The 21,827-nt window shown below is 71.1% G+C and carries 18 protein-coding genes; 10 read left to right on the top strand and 8 right to left on the bottom strand.

The annotated features are described in order from the left end of the window. The 7 genes from ACWC24_RS25095 to glgB all read left to right on the top strand — a co-directional run. On the top strand, positions 1-744 hold a 744-nt coding region (locus tag ACWC24_RS25095), incomplete at its 5' end, for an alpha-glucosidase C-terminal domain-containing protein (RefSeq protein WP_450665103.1). A gap of 647 nt (positions 745-1,391) precedes the next feature. After that, positions 1,392-1,994 carry a signal peptidase I gene (locus tag ACWC24_RS25090; protein WP_450665102.1) on the top strand — a complete coding sequence of 201 codons (603 nt, stop codon included), beginning with the start codon at positions 1,392-1,394 and terminating at the stop codon, positions 1,992-1,994. A 126-nt stretch (positions 1,995-2,120) separates the two neighbouring features. Continuing rightward, positions 2,121-2,663 carry a hypothetical protein gene (locus tag ACWC24_RS25085; RefSeq protein WP_450665101.1) on the top strand — a complete coding sequence of 181 codons (543 nt, stop codon included), beginning with the start codon at positions 2,121-2,123 and terminating at the stop codon, positions 2,661-2,663. Positions 2,664-2,877: 214 nt separating this feature from the next. After that, positions 2,878-3,384 (top strand): SipW-dependent-type signal peptide-containing protein, encoded by a 507-nt coding sequence (locus ACWC24_RS25080; RefSeq protein WP_450665100.1) that lies wholly within the window; start codon positions 2,878-2,880, stop codon positions 3,382-3,384. Positions 3,385-3,535: 151 nt separating this feature from the next. After that, positions 3,536-4,186: a hypothetical protein gene (locus ACWC24_RS25075; protein ID WP_450665099.1), complete on the top strand. Its 651-nt coding sequence runs from the start codon at positions 3,536-3,538 to the stop codon at positions 4,184-4,186. Between the two features lie 210 nt (positions 4,187-4,396). Then, positions 4,397-5,848 (top strand): maltokinase N-terminal cap-like domain-containing protein, encoded by a 1,452-nt coding sequence (locus ACWC24_RS25070; protein ID WP_450665098.1) that lies wholly within the window; start codon positions 4,397-4,399, stop codon positions 5,846-5,848. Beyond that, positions 5,845-8,442 carry a 1,4-alpha-glucan branching enzyme gene (gene glgB, locus ACWC24_RS25065; protein ID WP_450665097.1) on the top strand — a complete coding sequence of 866 codons (2,598 nt, stop codon included), beginning with the start codon at positions 5,845-5,847 and terminating at the stop codon, positions 8,440-8,442. The genes ACWC24_RS25070 and glgB overlap by 4 nt, the downstream gene beginning before the upstream one ends. Before the next feature lie 102 nt (positions 8,443-8,544). Here glgB and ACWC24_RS25060 read toward each other — a convergent pair whose 3' ends face one another. The 4 genes from ACWC24_RS25060 to ACWC24_RS25045 form a co-directional block, all read right to left on the bottom strand. Beyond that, the gene (locus ACWC24_RS25060; RefSeq protein WP_450665110.1) at positions 8,545-10,761 is read right to left on the bottom strand and encodes a HelD family protein; all 2,217 of its coding nucleotides are present in this window, start codon (positions 10,759-10,761) and stop codon (positions 8,545-8,547) included. Positions 10,762-10,946: 185 nt separating this feature from the next. Next, entirely contained in the window at positions 10,947-11,273 is a 327-nt protein-coding gene (locus ACWC24_RS25055; protein ID WP_450665096.1) for a thioredoxin family protein, read from the bottom strand. Positions 11,274-11,275: 2 nt separating this feature from the next. After that, on the bottom strand, positions 11,276-11,704 hold the full coding sequence (locus ACWC24_RS25050) for a MerR family transcriptional regulator (protein ID WP_450665095.1): 429 nt from the start codon (positions 11,702-11,704) through the stop codon (positions 11,276-11,278). Between the two features lie 59 nt (positions 11,705-11,763). After that, positions 11,764-12,291, bottom strand: coding sequence for an Lrp/AsnC family transcriptional regulator (locus tag ACWC24_RS25045; RefSeq protein WP_450665094.1), 528 nt, complete (start codon positions 12,289-12,291; stop codon positions 11,764-11,766). Positions 12,292-12,404: 113 nt separating this feature from the next. On the opposite strand from ACWC24_RS25045, the gene ACWC24_RS25040 reads away from it, so the two are divergent. Continuing rightward, entirely contained in the window at positions 12,405-13,307 is a 903-nt protein-coding gene (locus ACWC24_RS25040; RefSeq protein ID WP_450665093.1) for an NAD-dependent epimerase/dehydratase family protein, read from the top strand. A 1-nt stretch (position 13,308) separates the two neighbouring features. Continuing rightward, complete coding sequence (locus tag ACWC24_RS25035) at positions 13,309-14,220, top strand: aldo/keto reductase (protein ID WP_450665092.1); 912 nt, start codon at positions 13,309-13,311, stop codon at positions 14,218-14,220. A 16-nt stretch (positions 14,221-14,236) separates the two neighbouring features. Here ACWC24_RS25035 and ACWC24_RS25030 read toward each other — a convergent pair whose 3' ends face one another. From ACWC24_RS25030 to ACWC24_RS25020, 3 genes are all read right to left on the bottom strand, one after another. Beyond that, on the bottom strand, positions 14,237-15,001 hold the full coding sequence (locus tag ACWC24_RS25030) for a DUF2127 domain-containing protein (protein ID WP_450665109.1): 765 nt from the start codon (positions 14,999-15,001) through the stop codon (positions 14,237-14,239). A gap of 171 nt (positions 15,002-15,172) precedes the next feature. Continuing rightward, positions 15,173-17,311, bottom strand: a complete 2,139-nt coding sequence (locus tag ACWC24_RS25025; protein ID WP_450665091.1) for an FG-GAP-like repeat-containing protein — start codon at positions 17,309-17,311, stop codon at positions 15,173-15,175. Positions 17,312-17,618: 307 nt separating this feature from the next. Next, entirely contained in the window at positions 17,619-19,415 is a 1,797-nt protein-coding gene (locus tag ACWC24_RS25020; protein WP_450665090.1) for an MFS transporter, read from the bottom strand. A 119-nt stretch (positions 19,416-19,534) separates the two neighbouring features. Between ACWC24_RS25020 and ACWC24_RS25015 the strand changes: the two genes are divergently transcribed. After that, complete coding sequence (locus tag ACWC24_RS25015) at positions 19,535-20,167, top strand: TetR/AcrR family transcriptional regulator (RefSeq protein ID WP_450665089.1); 633 nt, start codon at positions 19,535-19,537, stop codon at positions 20,165-20,167. A gap of 145 nt (positions 20,168-20,312) precedes the next feature. On the opposite strand, the gene ACWC24_RS25010 is transcribed toward ACWC24_RS25015, so the two are convergent. Then, on the bottom strand, positions 20,313-21,737 hold the full coding sequence (locus tag ACWC24_RS25010; RefSeq protein ID WP_450665108.1) for a cation:dicarboxylate symporter family transporter: 1,425 nt from the start codon (positions 21,735-21,737) through the stop codon (positions 20,313-20,315). Positions 21,738-21,827 lie beyond the last annotated feature (90 nt).

Genomic DNA, 21,827 nt, shown 5'->3' with positions numbered 1-21,827 from the left:
GTCACCGACGAAGAACGCGACTACATGTACGCGGAGTACGCCAAGGACCCGCGCATGCGCGCCAACATCGGCATCCGCCGCCGCCTGGCCCCCCTCCTCGACAACGACCGCAACCAGATCGAACTCTTCACCGCCCTGCTGCTCTCCCTGCCCGGCTCACCGATCCTCTACTACGGCGACGAGATCGGCATGGGCGACAACATCTGGCTCGGCGACCGCGACGGCGTACGCACCCCCATGCAGTGGACCCCCGACCGCAACGCCGGCTTCTCCTCCTGCGACCCCGGCCGCCTCTCCCTGCCGACGATCATGGACCCGGTCTACGGCTACCAGGTCACCAACGTCGAGGCCTCCATGTCCTCGCCGTCGTCCCTGCTGCACTGGACCCGCCGCATGATCGAGATCCGCAAGCAGAATCCTGCCTTCGGACTGGGGTCCTATACGGAGCTCCAGTCGTCCAACCCGGCCGTCCTCGCCTTCCTGCGCGAGGCCCCCGCCACCGAGGGCCAGGGCGACGACGTGGTGCTGTGCGTGCACAACTTCTCCCGCTTCGCCCAGCCGACCGAGCTGGACCTGCGCGAGTTCGGCGGGAGGCATCCGGTCGAACTCTTCGGCGGGGTGCGCTTCCCCGCCATCGGCGAACTGCCCTACCTGCTCACCCTCAGCGGGCACGGCTTCTACTGGTTCCGGCTGCGCAAGGACACCGTCCAGATCCCCAACCAAGGTGTCGAAAAAGCGCGTTGACAACCGCGTGCGGCGGACCCGGCGACTCGCCCGGTCCGCCGCGCCTCGACGCCCCGGCGCCCGGCCGGAATCCCGACACACCTCCCGGATGCCGCATTAACGGCCGTCTCGCCATCTTTAAACACTTGAATTATTACGCTTTGATAACGGCGACCTCCACACTTCTTCCACAACCTTCCCAGCATGCCCACACACCTCTAATCTGATCTTGGCCACCTCGACCGGGGGCCACTCCCGGGGGGGGGAGTGCGGGGCATACAACACAGCATGGGGGTGGCGGGATTGGCCAGGTCAGGCAGCGCCTTATTAGCCACCCGGCAGCCTGGCGGATCGGCGCCCCGCACCAGCGGGTGAACTTCGCAGCCGCCCAGCCGACGCCCCACGCTGTGTACATCCTGTGAAGACCATGGCGGCGGGACGACCCGGGAAACCCGCTCTACTCCCGGGTACAGAGCCCGTCCCGCCGCCCTCGCCTTTCCGACGCCCGCTCGGACACGGCAATTCCGCGGACCTCGCGGCCCCTCCCCAAGACCGGCGCAGGGGAATTCGTCAACCCCCGAACGGATTCCCCTGCGTCACCTCGGTGACGCTCCACCCGTGAGGCCCGCAAGCCCCGTAAGACCGCCAATCGCCCGCAGGAGAAGACAGTGCAGCTGGCCGTACGCAAAGCGACGACGTCTCCCGACGAGACGCCGGCCGCCCCGCAGCCGCCCAGGCGCCCTCACTGGACCCGCCGGATCCTCTCGGCCCTGCTGAGCCTCGTGGTCCTCCTGCTCGCCGTCGGCTTCGCGGTGGCGGCATACTCGGTCAAGTCCGGTAAATGGGAGGCCAGTTCGGTCCTCAGCGGCAGCATGGAGCCGAAGCTGCCGACCGGAAGCGTCGTGATCGCCCAGCGGGAGCCGGTCAAGGCGCTGAAGGTCGGTGACATCGTTATCTTCCACCGCCCGGACGAGCCGGAACGCCAGGTCGTCCACCGGATCGTGACGATCACGCCCTCCAAGGAGGGCCCGGTCCTGGAGACCAAGGGCGACGCCAATCAGACCAAGGACCCCTGGCATGTCCGCCCCGACGGCGACACCGCCTGGATCGTCCGCCACGACGTGCCGTACGTCGGCTACGTCGTCACCTCGATCCACACCGAAACGGGCTTCCGAGTACTGCTCGGCGCCGGCGCGCTGCTGATCGTGGGCGGCACCGTCGTCCTGCTGTGGCGCCCGAAGAAGCCCACCCCACAGACCACCACCCCATAGGGGCAACGGGATTCCTTCCCGTGACACGACGCCGGGCGGCCCCATCCAGTGGGCCGCCGGGGGGAGCCGTGTCGTGCCCGGGCGCAAGCCCGAACGTTCACCCAACCAACAGAAAGGCCCACCACAGTGGCCATCTCCAACAAGAAGAAGGCGGTCGCGGCCGCCGCGATCGCGGCCGGCAGCATCGCCCTCATCGGCGCGGGCGCCGGTGCTTCCTTCACCGACACGGTCACCGCGCAGACGGACGTGCGTGCCGGCCACGCCGACCTCAACATCGTCAAGACCGAGGGCATCACCGCGGCGTACGACGGTGTCTACCCGAACGCCACTTACACCGGGGGTCGCACCTCCGTGTGGAACATCTACAACGGCAACTACGCCGTTCTGGACGGCGAGCAGCTCATGGGCTCCTCCACCAGCCGCCTGGTCACCAACTTCACCGTCGAGAACGACGGCACCGCCGGTGCGGCCGTCGCGGTCAACGTCGAGAAGAGCGGCGCCCTCGGTGGCGCCCTGAACGTCACGGTGACGCGCACCGACTCCACCTCGACCTGGCTGAACAAGGACGCCAAGGCCACCTACAAGGTGGAGATCGAGGTCAAGAACCTCGACAACTCCTGGCAGAACCTGACCGGTTCGGTTGCCGTCAAGGTCACCGCCTCCTCCTGAACCACCCCCGCGTGAGTGGGCCGGGGATCCGATCGCGTCCATCGACCGGATACCACGGCCCACCCCGCACACGCCCTGGTCCAGGGACCACTCACCCGCCGCAGGATTGCCGTCCTGCGGCGGGTAAAGGCGCTGCGGCCACCTTACGGGCGCACCGGCCGAGTCAGGCCGACACCCCCTCACTCCGGAGCACCGCTCCTGAAAGGGCTTTCACATGGCCATTTCCGACAAGACGAAGGCGATCTCCGCCGCGGCCATCCTGGCCGGCAGCATCGGTCTCGTGAGCATCGGCAGCAGCGCCCTGTTCACCGACACCGTGACCGCCGAGTCCACCTTCAAGGCCGGTACGGCCGACATCCAGATCCAGGCGGACAGCCCCTGGGAGGTCAGCGCCGACCGCCAGAAGGCCACCCTCGGGGGCACGCAGCTGATCAAGTCGTCGGCTGCCGAGATCACCGTCCCGCTGAACGACTCGAACCTCACCGTCTGGAACAAGGGCGACATTCCCGTCACCTTCGCTCCGACCGCGGAGGCTACCGGCGACCTCAAGATCGACGTGTCGTTCGTCCGCACCGGTGGCGACAACGGCGGCGGCAACGTGGTCCAGCCCGGCCAGTACGTCCAGTACCGCGTCACCGTCGGGAACAAGGACAAGCCGCTCGGCAACGACGCCTCCGGCAAGACGGCCCAGGTCACCTTCAAGGTCAACGCCACCGCCTGAGCCTCGCACGTTCCAGGCAGGCCCCCAGCCCACCCGGTCCGGTCCGACCTCGCGTCGAGCCGGGCCGGGTGGGCCACGGCGTTCACCGCCATGGCGCCCCTCCCACGGGGCGTAGACCCGACCCCAGTTCAATCAGAAGGGCGCTACACCAATGGCCATCTCCGACCGGAGAAAGATCGCGGCGGTACTCGTGCTGGCCGCGGGCGGCATTGGCCTTGTCGGCGTGAGCAGCGGCGCCACGTTCTCCAGCACCGTGGCAGGGTCCTTCACGGTCCAGGCGGACTTCCCTCCCACTCCGACGGCCACGGCCACGGCCGAACCGACTCCCGGGAAGTCCGACGACCCGAAGGAGACGGAGAGCCCGAGCCCCACGGGCTCCGCATCCGCCGGTCCCACGCCGACGGCCACGGTCACGCCCACGAAGACCGCCAAGCTGACGACCAGCGTCACCCTGAATTCCGGCGACTGGCTCGCGAACGCCGCCCCGGTCTTCACGTACACGGACAAGGAGATCGAGTTCACCGGCACGACTGCCAAGAGGGTCGGAGGCTTCACGGCGCAGAACACCGGTGACCTCGACCTGCGGGTCACGGCCACCGTCACCCTGTCCAACAGCCTCAAGGACAAGTTCAAAGCGGAGCTCAGGCTGGTCGGGGGGACGACCACGCTGAAGGCCATGGCCGATCAGCAAGGCGACTCCGCGACGTACGAACTCTGGCTCACACCTGTGAAGTCGGGCGACAAGATCTCCAAGGGGAACGCGAAGGACATCAGCGTCACCTTCGCCTACACCACCGTCTGACCCGGGCCCCGGCTCGGATCGCGGCGTCACCACAAGGGTGTCCGGTGTCCGGTTGCACAACCGGACATTGGGCACCCTTGTGCCATGTCCACAGAAAGTCCCCTGGACCGGCTCGGCTGAAAGGTCCCGGGTCGACGCGGTTTCCACCGCTCCGCCCGGGGCACGCATCAGTAACCGCCTCCCCTCGCCCCCGGGGAAAGGACGTGACCCATGCCGGAAGCCGTCACACGCACCGCGACCACCGGTCCCGACCTCCTGGCGTCCCTGGACCCCCTGCTGCGCACATGGTTGCCACGGCAGCGCTGGTTCGCCGGAAAGGGACGACCGATCACCGGGTTCTCGCTGGTCAGCGCCACCGAGCTACTGCCGGCGCACAGCCAGCTGGGCCTGCACCACCTGCTGGTACGCGCCCACCAGCCGCCCGTGCCGGGCGCCCGGACCGCTCCCGGCGACTGCTACCAGCTCCTGATAGGCGCCCGTGAGGCGCTGCCGCCCCGGCTGGCACCGGCCCTGATCGGACACATGACCGACGGGCCGCTCGCCGGCCGGACCGCGTACGAGGCCCTGTACGACCCCCAGCCCGCCGGTGTGCTCCTGGAGGCCCTGCGTTCCCGGGCCCGCATCGGCGGACTGCGTTTCGAGCGGGATCCCGGCCAGGAGATACGGCCCGGCCTGGTGCCGCGGATGATGACCGCCGAGCAGTCCAACTCGTCGGTGGTCTACGGAGATACGTTCATCCTCAAGTTACTGCGCCGGGTCGTGCCGGGCGTCAACCCCGACCTCGAACTGCCGCTGGCCCTGGCCCGCGAGGGCTGCGCACGGGTACCGGCGCCCACGGCCTGGCTGCGGGCGGAGCTGTCCGGCGGGTCGTACGTCCTGGGGGTGCTCCAGCCGTTCGTGCAGGGCGCGTCGGACGGCTGGGAACTGGCGCTGCGCGAGCTCGCCAAGGGCGAGGACTTCGCCGCCGAGGCGCGAGCGCTGGGGCGGGCCACAGCCGAGGTGCACACGGCGCTCGCCCGCGCGCTGCCCACGGTGACCCTGGGCCACGCGCAGGTGCGGGCGCTGGCCGACGGCATGATCGAGCGGCTGGACACGGCAGCGCAGGCGGTGCCCGCGCTGCGTCCGTACGTGTCCGGGCTGCGCGTCGCCTTCGAGGCACCGGCCGTTCTGGCGGCGGAGGGCCGGACCTGGACCGCCCAGCGCATCCACGGCGACCTGCACCTCGGGCAGTGCCTGCGCTCGCCGTCCGGCGGCACGGGCGACGGCGGCGAGGCCGACGGCGGCGGGGCATGGTCGCTGATCGACTTCGAGGGCGAGCCGGCCAGGCCGCTGGCCGAGCGGCGGATGCCGCAGCCCACGGTGCGGGACGTCGCGGGGATGCTGCGCTCCTTCGACTACGCCGAGCACTCCGTGAGCCCGGCCGTGCCGGGGTGGGCGGACACCTGCCGGGCCGCCTACTGCACGGGGTACGCCGAGGGCGGCGCCCGTGACCCGCGCACCGATCCCGTACTGCTCCGGGCCTACGAGACGGACAAGGCCGTCTACGAGGTCCTCTACGAGGCCCGGCAGCGGCCCGACTGGCTTCCGGTCCCGCTGTCCGCGATACGCCGCCTCGCCGCACCCGACCCGTCCGCACCCTCGTCCAGGAGGCCCTGTCCGTGACCCCCAGCCCCCCGTCCAACGGCTCACATCCGAAGAAGACGGCCGAGGAGCAGCCGCCGGCGAACCAGACGACCCAGAAGGCGACGGCGAAGAAGACGGCGCCCGAAAAAGCGGCAGCGAAGAAGACGGCGAAGAAGGCGACGGCGGCGGCAGCGAAGAAGGCCACCGCGAAGAAGGCCGCCGCGAAGAAGACGGCTGTCCAGAAGGCCGTCACCGGGAAGGCCGCCGCCAAGGCGGTGAAGGCGACGAAGGCCGTGCGTCGGAGCGCCGTGCGGGAGCCGGTCCCCCAGCCCGTGGCGTCGCCCGTCCCGCAGTCCGTACCGGAGCTCGTCCCGCAGTCCGTACCGGAGCTCGTCCCGGGGTCCGTACCGGAGCCCGGCCCCGAGTCGCACCCGCTCCCCCTGGCCCTCTCCCCCGCCGTCGACGCGGGCGACCGCGAGCGCCTCCTGCACGGCACCCATCACGCCCCGCACTCCGTCCTGGGCGCCCACCCGGTCCCCGGCGGTGTCGCCTTCCGCGCCTTCCGGCCGTACGCGATGGGCGTGACCGTCGTGGCCGGGAACCTGCGCGCCGAACTGCACGACGACGGCGACGGGTTCTTCTCGGGCCTGCTCCCGCTCACCGAGGTCCCGCGCTACCGGCTGCTGGTGGCGTACGAGGGGACGGTCCAGGACACCGAGGACGCCTACCGCTTCCTGCCCACGCTGGGCGAGCTGGACCTGCACCTGATAGGCGAGGGCCGGCACGAGCAGCTGTGGACGGCGCTCGGCGCCGAGCCGGTCACCCACCAGGACGTGACCGGGACCCGCTTCACGGTGTGGGCGCCGAACGCGCGCGGGGTGCGGGTGACGGGCGGCTTCAACTTCTGGGACGGCACGGGACATCCGATGCGCTCGCTGGGCTCGTCGGGTGTCTGGGAGCTGTTCGTGCCGGGTGTCGGCGAGGGCGAGCTGTACAAGTTCGAGATCACCCGCCCGGACGGGTCGCGGACCCTGCGGGCCGACCCGATGGCCCGGCGCACCCAGGTGCCGCCCGAGACCGCCTCGATCGTGACCGCCTCGCACTACGAATGGGGCGACGCCGACTGGCTCGCCCACCGCGGGGACACTCCCCCGCACCGGGCGCCGCTGTCCGTCTACGAGGTCCATCTCGCCTCCTGGCGACCTGGTCTGACCTATCGTCAGCTCGCCGACCAGCTGCCCGCGTACGTCCGGGACCTGGGCTTCACCCATGTGGAGCTGATGCCGGTGGCCGAGCATCCCTTCGGCGGCTCCTGGGGCTACCAGGTCACCGGTTTCTACGCGCCCACGGCCCGGCTGGGCACCCCGGACGACTTCCGGTACCTGGTGGACGCGCTGCACCGGGCCGGGATCGGCGTGATCATGGACTGGGTGCCGGCCCACTTCCCGCGCGACGACTGGGCACTGGCCGAGTTCGACGGCCGCCCGCTGTACGAGCACGCGGACCCGCTGCGCTCCGCGCACCCCGACTGGGGGACGCTGGAGTTCGACTTCGGGCGCCGCGAGGTGCGCAACTTCCTGGTCGCCAACGCGGTGTACTGGTGCGAGGAGTTCCACATCGACGGACTGCGGGTGGACGCGGTCGCCTCGATGCTCTACCTCGACTACTCGCGCGAGCCGGGCCAGTGGGTCCCGAACGAGCACGGCGGCCGGGAGAACCTGGACGCGGTGGCGTTCCTCCAGGAGATGAACGCGACGGTGTACCGGCGGGCGCCGGGGGTCGTCACCGTCGCGGAGGAGTCCACCGCCTGGGACGGGGTCACCCGGGCCACCCATCACAAGGGGCCGGGCGGCTTCGGCGGTCTCGGCTTCGGGCTGAAGTGGAACATGGGCTGGATGCACGACTCGCTGGCGTACATGGGCCACGAGCCGGTGCACCGCAAGTACCACCACGACGAGATGACCTTCTCGATGGTGTACGCCTACAGCGAGAACTACGTCCTGCCCATCTCGCACGACGAGGTGGTGCACGGCAAACGCTCACTGGTGTCGAAGATGCCGGGCGACTGGTGGCAGCAGCGCGCGAACCACCGCGCCTACCTCGGCTTCATGTGGGCCCACCCCGGCAAGCAACTGCTGTTCATGGGGCAGGAGTTCGCGCAGGGCGCGGAGTGGTCGGAGGCGCACGGCCCGGACTGGTGGCTGCTGGACCCGGCGTACGGGGCGGAGGCCGACCACCGCGGTGTGCGCGACCTCGTGCGCGACCTCAACACCGTCTACCGGGACGCCCCGGCGCTGTGGCAGTGCGACACCGATCCGGCGGGCTTCCGGTGGATCGTCGGCGACGCCTCCGAGGACAACGTGGTCGCGTTCGTGCGGTACGACGCCGAGGGCGTCCCCCTGCTCGCGGTCTCCCACTTCTCGCCGGTGGTCCGCGACGACTACCGCCTCGGCGTCCCCGAGGACGTGCCCGCCTGGCACGAGGTCCTCAACACCGACGCGGCCCGGTACGGCGGGAGCGAGGTCGTCAACCCCGACCCGGTGAAGCCGGAGCCGCAGCCCTGGCACGGTCATCAGGCCAGCATCCGGCTGACCCTGCCGCCGCTCGCCACGGTGTGGCTGCGTCCGGCCTGAGCACCGCCGCGCACGACCCCGTACGAGGACCGCCGAGGGCCGGCCGGCGCGGTCGTGCACGGTGGGCGGCGCCCACCGCACACGTACCGCGCCGGCCGTGCCTCAGGCGCCGACCAGTGCCTTCGGCAGCCGGCCGGTGTGCAGCACGCCCAGCCGCTGGGTGGCCCGGGTCAGTGCCACGTACAGGTCGCTCGTGCCGTACAGCGCGGGTTCCACCACCAGCACCGAGTCGAACTCGAGCCCCTTGGCCTGCCTCGGGTCGAGCAGGACGACGGTCCGGGTCAGGTCCGGCTCCGCGCCCGCCGTCACCCCGTCCAGCCGGGCGGCCAGTCTGCGGTGCAGATGGCGCGGCGCGATGACCGCGAGCCGCCCCTCCTCGGGGGTCAGCTCCAGGACCGCCTCGGCGACCGCGCCTGGCAGGTCGTCGGTGGCGCGCACCCACGGCCGTACCCCGGTCGACCGCACCGAGCTCGGCGGCCGGAAGTCCGGCCGCTCGGCGCGCACCACGGCCGCCGCGAGCTCCATGATCTCGGCGGGCGTACGGTAGTTGACGCCGAGCCGGGCGTGCTCCCAGCGGTCCTCGACGTACGGCTGGAGGATCTTCGACCAGGAGCCGACGCCCGCCGCCTCCGCGGTCTGCGCCGGATCGCCGACCAGCGTCATCGAACGGGTGGGACAGCGCCGCATCAGCAGCCGCCACGCCATCGGCGACAGCTCCTGCGCCTCGTCGACGATGATGTGGCCGAACGCCCAGGTCCGGTCGGCCGCCGCGCGCTCGGCGGCGCTGCGGTGGTCGTCCTCCTCCTGCCGCTCGGCGAACCGCTCGGCGTCGATGATGTCGTGCGCGGACAGGACCTCGGAGTCCTCCTCGTCGATGTCCTCGAACTCGTAGGTGCGCGAGGCGTACGAGACGTCCAGCACGCCCTGCGCGTAGGCGACCTGGGTCTCCCGCTCGCGCTCGGCCCGGGCCCGCGCCACCCGCTCGTCCACGCCGAGCAGTTCGGCCGCCTCGTCGAGGAGCGGCACGTCCGCGACGGTCCACGCCCGGGTCACCGGGCGGCGGATCGCGTGGGCGTCCTCGTCGCTGACGTAGCCCACCGGGTCGGCGAGGAAGTCGGCGACCAGGCGCTGCGGGGTCAGCCGCGGCCAGAGCTGGTCGATCGCGGCCCACACCTCGGGGTTCTCGGCGATCTCGTCGCGGATCTGGGTGATGTCGGAGGCGTCCAGCAGGCTGCTGCCGTCGTACGGGTCGGTGCCCACGCGTTCGGCGTACAGCTCGGTGAGCGTGTTGAGGATGTGGCCCTCGAAGTGCTCGCGCGCCACGTTGTGCGGCAGTCCGGCGGACCGGGTGCGCTCGCGGGCGACCTTGACCAGGCCGTCGTCGAGCATCAGCACCTCGCGGTCGTGCTCGATCGCGATCACCGGGTCGGGCAGTGCCTGCCAGTCGCGTACGACGTCGGCGAGGACGTCCGCCATGTCCGCGCGGCCCTTCACCGCGGCCGCCTCACGGGTGTCGGCCGCCGTCGCCCGTACCCCGGGGAACAGCTCGCCGACCGTGGCCAGGAGCACGCCGGTCTCGCCCAGCGCGGGCAGCACCTCGCCGATGTAGCCGAGGAAGGCCGGGTTGGGTCCGACGATCAGCACCGCGCGCTTGGCGAGCAGCTCCCGGTGCTCGTAGAGCAGGTACGCGGCCCGGTGCAGGGCGACGGCCGTCTTGCCGGTGCCGGGCCCGCCCTCCACCACCAGCACCCCGCGGTGCGGGGCGCGGATGATCTCGTCCTGTTCGGCCTGGATGGTCTGCACGATGTCGCCCATGCGGCCGGTGCGGGCCGCGCCGAGGGCCGCGAGCAGGACGGCGTCGCCGGTCGGGTCCTCGTGGCCGGTGCGGGTGGCGTCGCCGAGGTCGAGGATCTCGTCGTGCAGGGCGGTGACCCGGCGGCCGTCGGTGCCGATGTGCCGGCGGCGGCGCAGGCCCATCGGGGTGTGACCGGTGGCCAGGTAGAAGGGGCGGGCGACGTCGGCCCGCCAGTCGATGAGGACCGGCGTGCGCTCGGCGTCGTCGGCGCGCAGGCCGATCCGGCCGATGTGGTGGCTCGTGCTCGAGGCGAGGTCGATCCGGCCGAAGCAGAGCGAGCCGTCGACGGCGTTGAGCGCGGCGAGCAGCCCGGACCGCTCGGCGACCAGGATGTCCCGCTCCAGCCGTGCCTGCATGGGGGTGTTGCCCTGCGCGAGCGCGTCCGTGACGGAGGTCTCGGTGTCGCCGCGCAGGGCGTCGACACGCGCGTACAACCCGTCGATGAATTCCTGCTCGTGCCGCAATTCATCGTCCGGAAATTCGTTGTTTGACAATTCCGCTCCCGCCTGGATATACTGTGCCCAGTGAACTTGCCCGCGCCTTCTTCATTCGAAGTCGCGAATCAATGAATATACACAGAGAAATCCCCCGGTGACAATTGCCCGGGGGATTTCTCTGTGTACGGGTGGGTGCGGGTGCGCACGGGTGCTCAGAGCAGGTCGGACAGCTCCTCCAGCAGCCGCCGCTTCGGCCGCGCGCCCACCATCGCCTTCACCGGCTCACCGCCGCGGAAGACCATGAAGGTCGGCATCGACAGGACCTTGTAGTGGTTGGTCGTCTCCGGGTTGCGGTCCACGTTCAGCTGCACCACCCGCAGCCGCTCCCCCTCCTCCGCCGCGAGCGCGCGCAGCACCGGCGCCATCTGCCGGCAGGGTGGGCACCAGTCGGCGGTGAACTCCACCAGCACCGGCAGGTCGGCGCCGAGCACCTGCGCCCCGAAATCCTCGTCCGTCACCTCGGGCACCTCGGCCGTCATGGTCACCGTCCTCGTCCTCCCAGTTCGCACACGGGCTCCGGACCCCCCGGAACCTGCGCCTCGGCGTCCAGCTCGTCCCGCGCCCGCTCGGCCCGCGCGAGCTGCCCGGCGACCTTCTCCCGCACCGCCCGCAGCTCCCCGACGAGTTCGTCCAGCTCCGCCAGCTTGCGCCGGTACACCGCGAGCGACGCCGGGCACGAGTCCCCCTCGGGATGCCCGGCCCGCAGACACTCCACGAAGGGCCGGGTCTCCTCCAGCTCGAACCCGAAGTCCCGCAGCGTCCTGATCTGCCGCAGCAGCTCCAGGTCGCGGTCGTCGTAGGAGCGGTGCCCGTGGTCGTCCCGCCGCGCGGTCAGCAGACCCCGCGACTCGTAGTACCGCAGCGTCCGCGTGGTGGTTCCGGCCCGTGCGGCCAGCTCGCCGATTCGCATGTCCACGAACGTAAGCCCTGACGCCGACGTCAAGGCAAGCGGTCACGGCGAGGCAGGCGTCACGGCAGGGGCGGTGCCGGGGGCAGCAGCGGTTTGCGCCGTACCGGGGAGGAGAGCACGACCGACGTGGTGGTGCGACCCAGCGCGGAGGTCAGTTCGAGGATCTCCTCCAGGTGCGCGGTGTCCTGGACGGCGACCTTGAGGATCCAGCAGTCCTCGCCCACGACATGGTGGACCTCGGTGATCTCGGGGCGGTCCATCAGCTCCAGGGTGCGGGGATGCTTGAGGGTGTAGCCGCCGTGCGGGTCGACCCGGACGAAGGCCTGGACGCCGTAGCCGAGGCGGGCCGGCTCGACATGGGCGCCGTACCCGCTGATCGCGCCCGCCGCCTCCAGCCGCCGCACCCGCTCGGTGACGGCCGCCGGGCTCAGCCGCACCCGGCGGCCCAGCTCGCTGAGCTTGATGCGGCCGTCGGTCTGCAGGAGCCGGAGGATCTCCCGGTCCAGCGCGTCGAAGGCCACCGATGTTTCGGTGGCGAGGGCCCGCAGATGCCGTGGTTCTTTCGGTGCGGCGGCCCGATCTCCCATGTCTCCCCCTTCAGCGCGCGGCACGCTCCCGGGAGAATTATCGCCGCCGGGTTCCCGGCTGCGGAAACCGGCGCCTGACCTGGTTGCCGACCGGATTTTCTGAAGGGGGCGTCATGCGTGACGTACTGGTCATCGGAGGTAACCGCTATTTCGGGAAGCGGCTGATCGACCGGCTGCTCGCCGCCGGGGACCGGGTCACCGTCCTCAACCGCGGTTCGTCCGCGCCGCCCGCGGGGACGGTCCATCGGGTCGCCGACCGCGACGACGAGCGCGCGCTGACCGAGGCGCTCGGCGACCGCGTGTTCGACGTCGTGGTCGACCAGGTCTGCTACACGCCGCGCCAGGCGGCGATCGCCCGCCGGGTCTTCTCCGGCTGTACCCGGCGCTATGTGATGACGTCGACGGTGGAGGTGTACGAGTACGAGCACTCGCCCGCCGCCGGGGTGCCGGAGGGCGCGGTCGACCCGCGCGAGGTCGCCGTCGATCTCGAACTCCCCTGGGAAGACCCCGGGTTCCGGGACGCGCACTACGGGGAGGGCAAGCGGCAGGCGGAAGCGGTCCTCGCGGCGGCGCCCGCCTTCCCGTACACGGCCGTGCGCGTGGCCCATGTGCTGGGCGGCGACGACGACTTCACCGGGCGCCTCGTCCACTACGCGGACCGGCTGCGCGCCGACGCGCCGATCGTCGTCCCCGTCGCCAACCATCCGGCGACGTACATCCATGTCGAGGAGATCGCCGACTTCCTGTTCTGGGCCGTGGGCCAGGACTTCACCGGGCCGGTCAACGCGGCCTCGCACGGCACGCTCACCACCGACGAGATCGTGTCCCACATCCCGGGCATCCCGGGCCCCGCGGCCCGCTACCAGGAGGTCGAGGCCGGCGAGGTCTCCCCCTTCTCCTTCTTCCGCGCCTACGGCATGGACAACTCCCGCGCCACCCGGCTCGGTTTCACCTTCACCGACGCCCGGCAGTGGCTGCCCCAGGCCGTCGCGGAGACCCTCGGAAAGGACCACTGACATGCTTCGGCGCACACTCGGCGATCTCTCGGTGAGCGCGATCGGCCTCGGCGCGATGCCGCTGTCCATCGAGGGCCGCCCCGACGAGCGCCGCGCCCTGGCCACCGTGCACGCGGCGCTGGACGCGGGCGTCACCCTGCTGGACACCGCCGACTCCTACACGCTGCCGGACGCCGAACCGGGCCACAACGAGCTGCTGGTGGCCCGCGCGCTGGCCGCGTACGGCGGTGACACCTCCGGCGTGCTCGTGGCCACGAAGGGCGGCCGGGGCCGGACTCCCGACGGCGGCTGGACGGTGGACGGCAGTCCGCGCCGTCTGAAGGCGGCCGCCGAGGCCTCGCTCAAGCGCCTCGGCGTCGACGCGATCGGCCTCTACCAGCTGCACAAGCCCGACCCGGCCGTCCCCTTCGAGGAGTCCGTCGGCGCCCTGCGCGACCTGCTCGACGCGGGCAGGATCCGGCTGGCCGGGATCTCCAACACGGACGCGGACCAGATCCGCCGGGCGTACGGGATCCTCGGCGACCGGCTGGTGTCGGTGCAGAACCGCTACTCCCCCGCCGTCCGCGACAGCGAGCCGGAACTACGGCTGTGCGCGGAACTGGGGCTGGCGTTCCTGCCGTGGAGCCCGCTGGGCGGGATCTCCCGCAGCTCCCTGGACGGGCCGTCGGCGCGGGAGGGGGCGGAGCCCGGCGCGGGGCAGGACCGTTTCGCCGCCTTCCACGCGGTCGCGGCGGAGCGTGGGGCGAGTCCCCAGCAGGTCTGTCTGGCCTGGCTCCTGACCCGGTCGCCCACCGTGCTGCCGATCCCGGGCGCGAGCCGTCCGGAGACGATCCGGGCGTCCGCGGCCGCGGCGGACCTGACGCTGACCGCCGAGGAGACGGCACGGCTGGACGCGGCGGTGACGGTCGGCTGACCCACCCGCCCAGGCCCTAGACCGGCACGCCCGCCGACTCCTCCACCTCCAGCAGCGAGGCGCTGCGGCGCTCCTCGTCGAACGCCCGGCGCCCGCCGCGCAGCCCGAACAGCCGCTTGGCGAGGGCGATGTAGATGACGGCGAGGATGTTGAGGACGAGCGTGGCGATCTTCAGCCAGCTGACGTGCTCGGTGAGCTCGTAGATCTCCAGCGGGAGGAAGGCGGCCGTGGCGACCACGGTCAGGTACTCCGCCCAGCGCTTGGCGTACCAGAGGCCGACCGCCTCGACGAGCTCGATCAGCGCGTAGACCAGCAGCAGCCCGGCCACCAGCAGCAGGGTGGACTGCTTGTAGCCGAACGTCTTCTGGATGGTGCCGACCACGGGCGAGTGGTCGAGGTCGTAGTGGAAGTGCCGGAAGACCGGCCGGAAGACGTCGAGGTACTCGTCGAAGAGCCGGCGCACCGCGTACCGGCTGTTGCTGAACTTCCACACGGCCGCGGCGACCAGCACGATGAACACGCCGCGCACGGCCCGCTCGACGGCGAGGAAGCGCAGGATGAACAGGTCGCGCAGCACCTTGCCGCGCGGGACGAGGGGCGCCTCGTTCGCGGGGCCCGAACCGTGCGGCCGGCCGAGCGTGTAGTCGCCGCAGCGCAGACAGCGCCAGACCTCGCCGAGGGCGGTGTCCGCGCGCAGTCGCACCCGCAGCCGGGGGTCCTCCGGCGCGTACGTCACATGGCCGCGCCGAGCGCAGGTCCGTCGGTCCCAGTCGATCTTCATCCCCCGTGCCTCCACTGACATGCTGCTTGTTCCATGCGCAAGTGTCCAGCATTCCCCGGGGTGTGCGGTCGGCCGCCCAGGATGTTCGGCGGTGGACCTCCGGGTCGGCCGACCGGGTGCGCGGGGTGTCCGGCCGCAGATCGGCGGCCGGACACCCCGCGTGTGCGCTGATCAGTTACCGGTGTTGTAGGCGGTGACGAGGGTGGTGGAGGCGTAGACCCAGGCGCCGGGGGCGGAGGCCCAACCTGTCTGGACACCGTTGAAGAGGCTGTCGGGACGGGCGGTCCAGGTCAGCATCTTCACGACGTTGTCGGTCTGGTAGTTCATGATCGACAGGTCGTCGCGGCCGTCGCCGTTGAAGTCACCGGTCGCCATCTGCAGACGCGTGACGTCCAGGCCGCCGGAGCTGTTGAGGGTGAGCTTGGCGGATCCGAACCTGTTCTGGCCGCCGACGTTCTCGGAGAGCGTGGTGCTGGTCTTGTCGCTCCCGTCGTCGTAGGAGTACCAGATCAGGGTGTCGTCGCGGCCGTCGCCGTTGAAGTCGCCGACCTGCGGGGTGGCCTGCTCCCATTTGAGCGTGGACTCCCACCACACCGTGGGGTTGGCGAAGGTGCCATCGGGCTGGGTGGTGAAGACATAGGTCTTGATGCCCTGGCCGCCCTGGTTGTAGTACACGCCCAGCTCGTCACGTCCGTCCCCGTTGAAGTCACCGGTGACGAACTTGGTGCTGGTGCGCAGCCAGGTGCCCTTCGGGGCGGACCAGGAGGCGACGGGAGCCTCGAAGGTGCCGTCGGCCTTGGTGGTGAAGGTCCACAGCTTGCTGACGCCGTCGGCTCCGGCGTACCAGAAGGCCATGTCGTCGCGGCCGTCGCCGTTGAAGTCGCCGGCCTGGGGGGTCAGGTAGCTGATGTGGAAGGCGCCGCCGGCGGGAGAACTCCACGCCTGGACGGGGGCGGCGTAGCCGCCGTCGGGCTTGCCGAACGCGACGAAGGCCTTGACGCTGGTGTCGCTGTAGCCGCGGACCATGGCCATGTCACTACGACCGTCGCCGTTGAAGTCACCGGCGATGAACTTCATGTACTGCGCTTCCCATTCGCCCACCGCCGCGGCGTAGGACTTGAACGGTGCGCTGAGTACCCCGGTGCCCTCCTTGCCGAAGAAGGTGTAGGTGGCGTCCGTTCCGGCGGTGAAGTCGTACCAGGCACCGACGTCCGCGTAGCCGTCACCGTCGACGTCGCCGCGCACCGCGCTGTTGCTGGTCCACTGGGACTGGTTCTGGGCGTTGTAGACGACCAGGTTGCCGCGGTCCTGCAGCCGGACGTACCCGCCGGCGGCGGCGGTCTTGGACTCCCACAGGGTCGCGGTGTCGCCGGCGTTGCGGACGACCAGGTTGCCGCCGGCGTCGAAGGTGGCGGTGGCGCCCGGGTTGCCCGAGGTGCCGGTGGACCACAAGGTGTGGCCGACGAGGGTGGCGATGACGAGATTGCCGTCGCTCTGCATGGTCAGCCGGACGCCGGCGGAGACCAGACTCTCGCCGGGGTGCAGGATCCGGCCTGCGGTCAGCCGGTTGGAGAGCGTGATGTCGTCGGCGCGGGTCGCGACGGCGTCGGTGCGGGTTTCGTCCGTGTCGGTGCCGAAGCATCCACCCTGCCAGGAGCGGCTGGCGACCGCGACCAGTTCCGGCTTGCCGTTGGTGACGCGCACCAGCGGAGCCCCGGTGTCGCCCTTGCAGATCGCCTGGCTCCCGGCCGTCCCGGCGATGTCCAGGTCGGTGGCGGTGGCCGCCCCGACGGCGAAGGTCGCGGTGTGGAGCTTCAGGGGCGACCACTCGTCCTTGGTGCGGCCGTATCCGGCGACCGTGAGCGTGTCGCCCGAGGCTGCGGCGGTGGTGGCCAGGGCCACCGGGGTGATGCCGGTGACCGGCTGGGCCAGCCGGGCCAGGACCAGGTCCCGGCCCTCGCGCGGAACCAGGGCGACGACCTCACGGACCTGACCGCTCGAGGTGTCGGTCAGATCGGCACGACCGACGGTGACGGTCGTCTTCTGCGCGGGCTTGCCCGGCGCGACCTCGCCGGACCCACCGGTGAAGCAGGACGCCGCGGTCAGCACCCAGCCCGGGTCGATCAGCGCGCCCGAGCACGCGCGCATGGCGTCTCCCTCACCGATCTCCACCTTCGCGGCGAACGCGTAGGAGTTGTCCGTGACGGCGGCACCGGTGACGGCACGGGCGGGCAGGGTGGTGAACGCAAGGGGCACGGCGACCGATATTGCGGCAAGCGTGGCGAGGCGGTGACGTCGGGGATGTCGCATGACCTGTGGGGGTCTCCTTCAGGTGAGGCGTGCAGCGGATTCTTCAACAAGCCCCAGAAGTAGAGGTGTTGAGGAACTGACGGGATGTTACTTGGCGGATTTGATCTCCACGAGTGTGTGATCGCCCTGCTGCGAGCTCGCCCCCGAGGGAATCTCCAGGGTCGGCCGACCGGAATTGCCGATGGTCTCGAAGCAGAGCGACGCGTCCCGTCCGCACACAGAAAGTGCCTTCCGTCCGGGCCGACGAAACCTCTCGACGAGGTTCATCGCCCCAGCTCAGAAGGCACTTTCGCGTCACCGGTCAGGATCAGGACACGGGCTCGGGTTCGGCTGCGGGTTCGGCTGCGGGTTCGGCCGCGGGTTCGGCTGCGGCCTCAGTTTCGACAGCGGCTTCGGGCTCGGTTTCGACAGCCGCTTCGGGCTCGGTGTCGGCCTCGGCCACCGCTGCGGCTGTTGCCGCGACCGCGGTCGGCGCAGGTGTCGTCCGCCGCTCCTTGCCCGGCAGCAGAACCGCCACCAGCACCGTGCCCACGCCCAGGACCACCGCGCCGATCAGGCTGGTGTGGGCCACCGCGTCGGAGAAGGACGAGCCGACCGCGTCGGCCATCCGCCCGGCGCCCTGGGCGAGTTGCTCCGCCTGCGCCTTCAACTGGGCGGCCTGCTGCGGATCACCGGCCTGCGCCGCCTGGGCGGCGAGGGCGCGGGCCTTGTCACCGATGCCCTGCGCGACCGCGTACCCCGCGCCCACCGAGTCCTGCGCGGTGGCGAGGGCGTCCGCCGGAAGCCCGGCACCGGCCGTGGCGTCCGCCAGGTGGTCCGAGTACGAGGTGGCCAGCAGCGAACCGAGGATGGCGATGCCGAGCGAGCCGCCGAGCTCCAGCGAGGTGTCGTTCACCGCGCCGCCGACGCCCAGCTCGGACTCCGGGAAGGCGCCCATGATCGCGTCCGTGCAGGGCGAGAGGGCGAGCCCGATCGCGAGGCCCAGGACGACGAGGGGGGCGACGAAGTCGCCGTAGTCCGAGCCCGCGTCCACCTGCGTGAGCAGCGCGAGGGCGGCCGTGCCGCCGACCATGCCCGCGCTCACCGTCCACTTCATGCCGACCCGCGGGGTGAGGTAGCCGGTCAGCGCCGAGCCGACGAACACGGCACCGGCGAGCGGCAGCATGCGCGTGCCGGTCTCCAGGGCGTCGTAGCCGAGGACGAACTGGAGGTGCTGGGTGAGGTAGTAGAAGGCGCCGAAGACGGCCAGGAAGAACAGGGCCACCGCGAGGTTGGAGCCCGCGAAGCGGCGGTCGGCGAAGCGCCGGACGTCCAGGACCGGGCGCGGGTGGCGCAGCTCCCACAGGACGAACGCGAGCAGGCCCGCACCGGCCGCCACCGCGGCCGTGACCGCCTTGACGCCCCAGCCGAAGTGCGGCCCCTCGATGATCATGTAGACGAGGGAGCCGATCCACACCACCGACAGCAGACCGCCGACGTAGTCGATGCGGTTGTGGTGCGCGGCCTTCGACGGCGGTACGAGGACGAGGGCGCCGACGATCGCCACGGCGGCGATCGGCACGTTGATCAGGAACGTGGAGGACCAGCCGTGGTCCGCCAGCAGCGCCCCGGCGACCAGCGGGCCGGCCGCGATGGCGAGGCCCGCGGTGGCGGTCCACAGGGTGATCGCCTTGGCGCGTTCGGCGCGCGGGAAGGTCGCGGCGAGCAGGGACAGCGTGGCCGGCATGATCAGCGCCGCGCCGACGCCCATCACCGCGCGGGCCGCGATGACCCCGGTGGCGCTGTCGACGAGGGAGCCCGCGACGGCGCCGCCCCCGAAGACGAGGAGCCCGAGGACGAGCGCCCCGCGCCGGCTGTACTTGTCGCCGATCGCGCCGAGCAGCAGCATCAGGGCGGCGTACGGGACGGTGTAGCCGTCGATGACCCACTGGAGGTCGGCGCTGGACAGGCCCAGGTCCTGGGTCATGTCGGGCGCGGCGACGGTGAGGGCGGTGTTCGCCATCACGATGATCAGCAGGCTGAGGCAGAGCACGAGCAGTGCCCACCAGCGCTGGCGGTAGGGGCCCGCCGTCCCTTCGACCGGTTCGGTCATGACGAGTCGCATGGGCGGGGTCGCCTTCCTCTTCCACTACGCGGCATCGAATTGCACAGCAGAGTGCAATTGCACAACGATGTGCAATCTACGACGCTGCACACTGCTGTGCAAGTCGATGGGAGTGCAGAATGGCTGACATGACCACGGGTAACACCAGTCGCGCCGACGCCAACCGCCGCCGCATCCTCGACGTCGCGCTGGCCGAGCTGCTGCGCGACCCCGACGCGTCCATGGACCAGATCGCGCGCGCCGCGGGCGTCGTACGACGGACGGTGTACGGGCACTTCCCCAGCCGTGAGGCGCTGATCAGCACGCTGGTCGACGGTGCGGTGGAGGCGGTGGAGGCCGCGTTCGCGGCCGGCCGCGACGGTGCCGACGACCCCGTACAGGCACTGGCCCGCTCGACCCTCGCGGTCTGGAAGGTCGCCGACCGCTACCGCATCCTGGTCGCGCTGGCCCAGCGCAGCGTCACCGTGCAGGGCATCCGCGACCGGCTCGCCCCGGTCCGCGAGTCCTGCGCCGAGGTGCTCCGGCACGGGCTGGACCAAGGGATCTTCAGCTCCCCGCTGCCGCCGACGGCCCTGGCGTACGTCCACGAGCAGATGCTGTTCGCACTGATGGAGGCCGTGAACGACGGCCTGCTGAGAACGGAGGAGGCGGGCCGCTCCGCCGCGGTCACGATCCTGACCGCGGCGGGCGTACCCGCCTCCCGTGCCACCGAACTGGTGGCGGGACTCAGCGAAGATCCCGGCGCCCGGTGACCCGGAGGTCCGGCCGGTTCAGGCCGGGCCGGACCTCCGGAGCGTGTACCCCCGGACACCGGTCGGGGGGGAGCAGACCCGCGTCCCCCCCGACTCCGGTCGGAGGGACGCGGGCCTGCGACCGCCGGGACGCCGGTCGGGGGGATCAGGCCGTGACCGGCTCCCGCTCGCCGTCCCCGCGCTGTCCGGGCACGTCCGTGCCGGCCGGGGCGGTGTCGTTCTCGTCCAGCAGCGTCCGCTCGTCGAAGGGCAGGTCACCGGCGAGCACCCGCTGGACGCGGTCCCGGTCGATCTCCTTCGTCCAGGTGCCGACCAGCACGGTGGCGACGGCGTTGCCCGCGAAGTTCGTCAGGGCCCGGGCCTCGCTCATGAAGCGGTCGATGCCGACGATCAGGCCGACCCCGTCCACCAGCGCGGGCTTGTGCGACTGCAGGCCGCCGGCCAGCGTGGCCAGACCGGCGCCGCTGACGCCCGCCGCGCCCTTGGAGGCGAGCAGCAGGAACAGCAGCAGCGGGATCTGCTCACCGATCGACATCGGCGTGCCCAGGGCGTCGGCGATGTACAGCGACGCCATGGTCATGTAGATCATCGTGCCGTCGAGGTTGAACGAGTAGCCGGTCGGGACGGTGATGCCGACCACCGGCTTGCTGATGCCCAGGTGCTCCATCTTCGCGATCAGCCGCGGCAGCGCGGACTCGGAGGAGGAGGTGGACAGGATCAGCAGGAACTCGCGGGCCAGGTACTTGAACAGGCTGAAGACGTTCAGACCGGCGACGACCCGCAGCAGCGCGCCGAGCACCACGAAGACGAACAGGAAGCAGGTGACGTAGAAGCCGAGCATCAGCACGGCGAGGCTCTTGAGCGCGTCCAGGCCCGCCGAGCCGACGACCGCCGCGATGGCGCCGAAGGCGCCGATCGGCGCCGCCCACATCACCATGGCGAGGATGCGGAAGACGAGCCGCTGGATGTGCTCGACACCGCGCAGCACCGGCTGTCCGGCGGAGCCCATCGCCTGGAGCGCGAAACCGGCGAGCAGGGCGACCAGGAGCGTCTGGAGCACCTGCCCCTCGGTGAAGGCGGAGACGAAGGTGACGGGGATGATCGACAGGACGAACTCGACCGGCGGCAGCGCCTCCGAGGACACCTGGCCCTGCCCGCTCGCCTTGATCGCGTCCGTCAGGTGCAGCCCGTCCCCCGGGTGCAGGACGTTGCCGACGAGCAGGCCGATGGCGAGCGCGACCAGCGACATCACCAGGAAGTAGCCGAGCGCGATACCGCCGACGGCGCCGACCTTCGCGGCCTTGCGCACCGAGCCGATGCCCAGCACGATCGTGCAGAAGATGATCGGCGAGATCATCATCTTGATCAGGTTCACGAAGCCCGTGCCCAGCGGCTTGAGCTCGACCGCGAAGTCGGGGGCGGCCAGGCCCACGACGATGCCGAGGGCGACCGCGGCGATCACCGCGAGATAGAGATAGTGGGTACGGTCCCGCTTCACGGCGGGTGCGGCAGGTGCCGTATCGGGGGTGCTGGCGGCCACGGCTGCCCTCCTTGACGTCTTCGTCGGCATCACCGGCGTGCGGCTCACGTCCGGTCGATCCCCGGAGCGGCGCGCGCCCGGGGGATCGGGGCGCTCCCGGGGGATCGGGGGAATGCCGTG

The organism is Streptomyces sp. NPDC001443, assembly GCF_053597355.1.
The sequence above is the reverse complement of the archived record's forward strand: the minus strand, read 5'-3'. Positions and strand labels throughout refer to the sequence as shown.

What these genes read in the sequence shown, in the direction of transcription:
- ACWC24_RS25080 (WP_450665100.1), top strand. Translation starts at nt 2,878, where the DNA reads ATGGCCATTTCCGACAAGACGAAGGCGATCTCCGCCGCGGCCATCCTG.
- ACWC24_RS25020 (WP_450665090.1), bottom strand. Translation starts at nt 19,415, where the DNA reads ATGCGACTCGTCATGACCGAACCGGTCGAAGGGACGGCGGGCCCCTAC.
- ACWC24_RS25025 (WP_450665091.1), bottom strand. Translation starts at nt 17,311, where the DNA reads ATGCGACATCCCCGACGTCACCGCCTCGCCACGCTTGCCGCAATATCG.
- ACWC24_RS25070 (WP_450665098.1), top strand. Translation starts at nt 4,397, where the DNA reads ATGCCGGAAGCCGTCACACGCACCGCGACCACCGGTCCCGACCTCCTG.
- ACWC24_RS25010 (WP_450665108.1), bottom strand. Translation starts at nt 21,737, where the DNA reads ATGCCGACGAAGACGTCAAGGAGGGCAGCCGTGGCCGCCAGCACCCCC.
- ACWC24_RS25075 (WP_450665099.1), top strand. Translation starts at nt 3,536, where the DNA reads ATGGCCATCTCCGACCGGAGAAAGATCGCGGCGGTACTCGTGCTGGCC.
- ACWC24_RS25055 (WP_450665096.1), bottom strand. Translation starts at nt 11,273, where the DNA reads ATGACGGCCGAGGTGCCCGAGGTGACGGACGAGGATTTCGGGGCGCAG.
- ACWC24_RS25030 (WP_450665109.1), bottom strand. Translation starts at nt 15,001, where the DNA reads ATGAAGATCGACTGGGACCGACGGACCTGCGCTCGGCGCGGCCATGTG.
- ACWC24_RS25050 (WP_450665095.1), bottom strand. Translation starts at nt 11,704, where the DNA reads ATGCGAATCGGCGAGCTGGCCGCACGGGCCGGAACCACCACGCGGACG.
- ACWC24_RS25015 (WP_450665089.1), top strand. Translation starts at nt 19,535, where the DNA reads ATGGCTGACATGACCACGGGTAACACCAGTCGCGCCGACGCCAACCGC.
- ACWC24_RS25040 (WP_450665093.1), top strand. Translation starts at nt 12,405, where the DNA reads ATGCGTGACGTACTGGTCATCGGAGGTAACCGCTATTTCGGGAAGCGG.
- ACWC24_RS25035 (WP_450665092.1), top strand. Translation starts at nt 13,309, where the DNA reads ATGCTTCGGCGCACACTCGGCGATCTCTCGGTGAGCGCGATCGGCCTC.
- ACWC24_RS25045 (WP_450665094.1), bottom strand. Translation starts at nt 12,291, where the DNA reads ATGGGAGATCGGGCCGCCGCACCGAAAGAACCACGGCATCTGCGGGCC.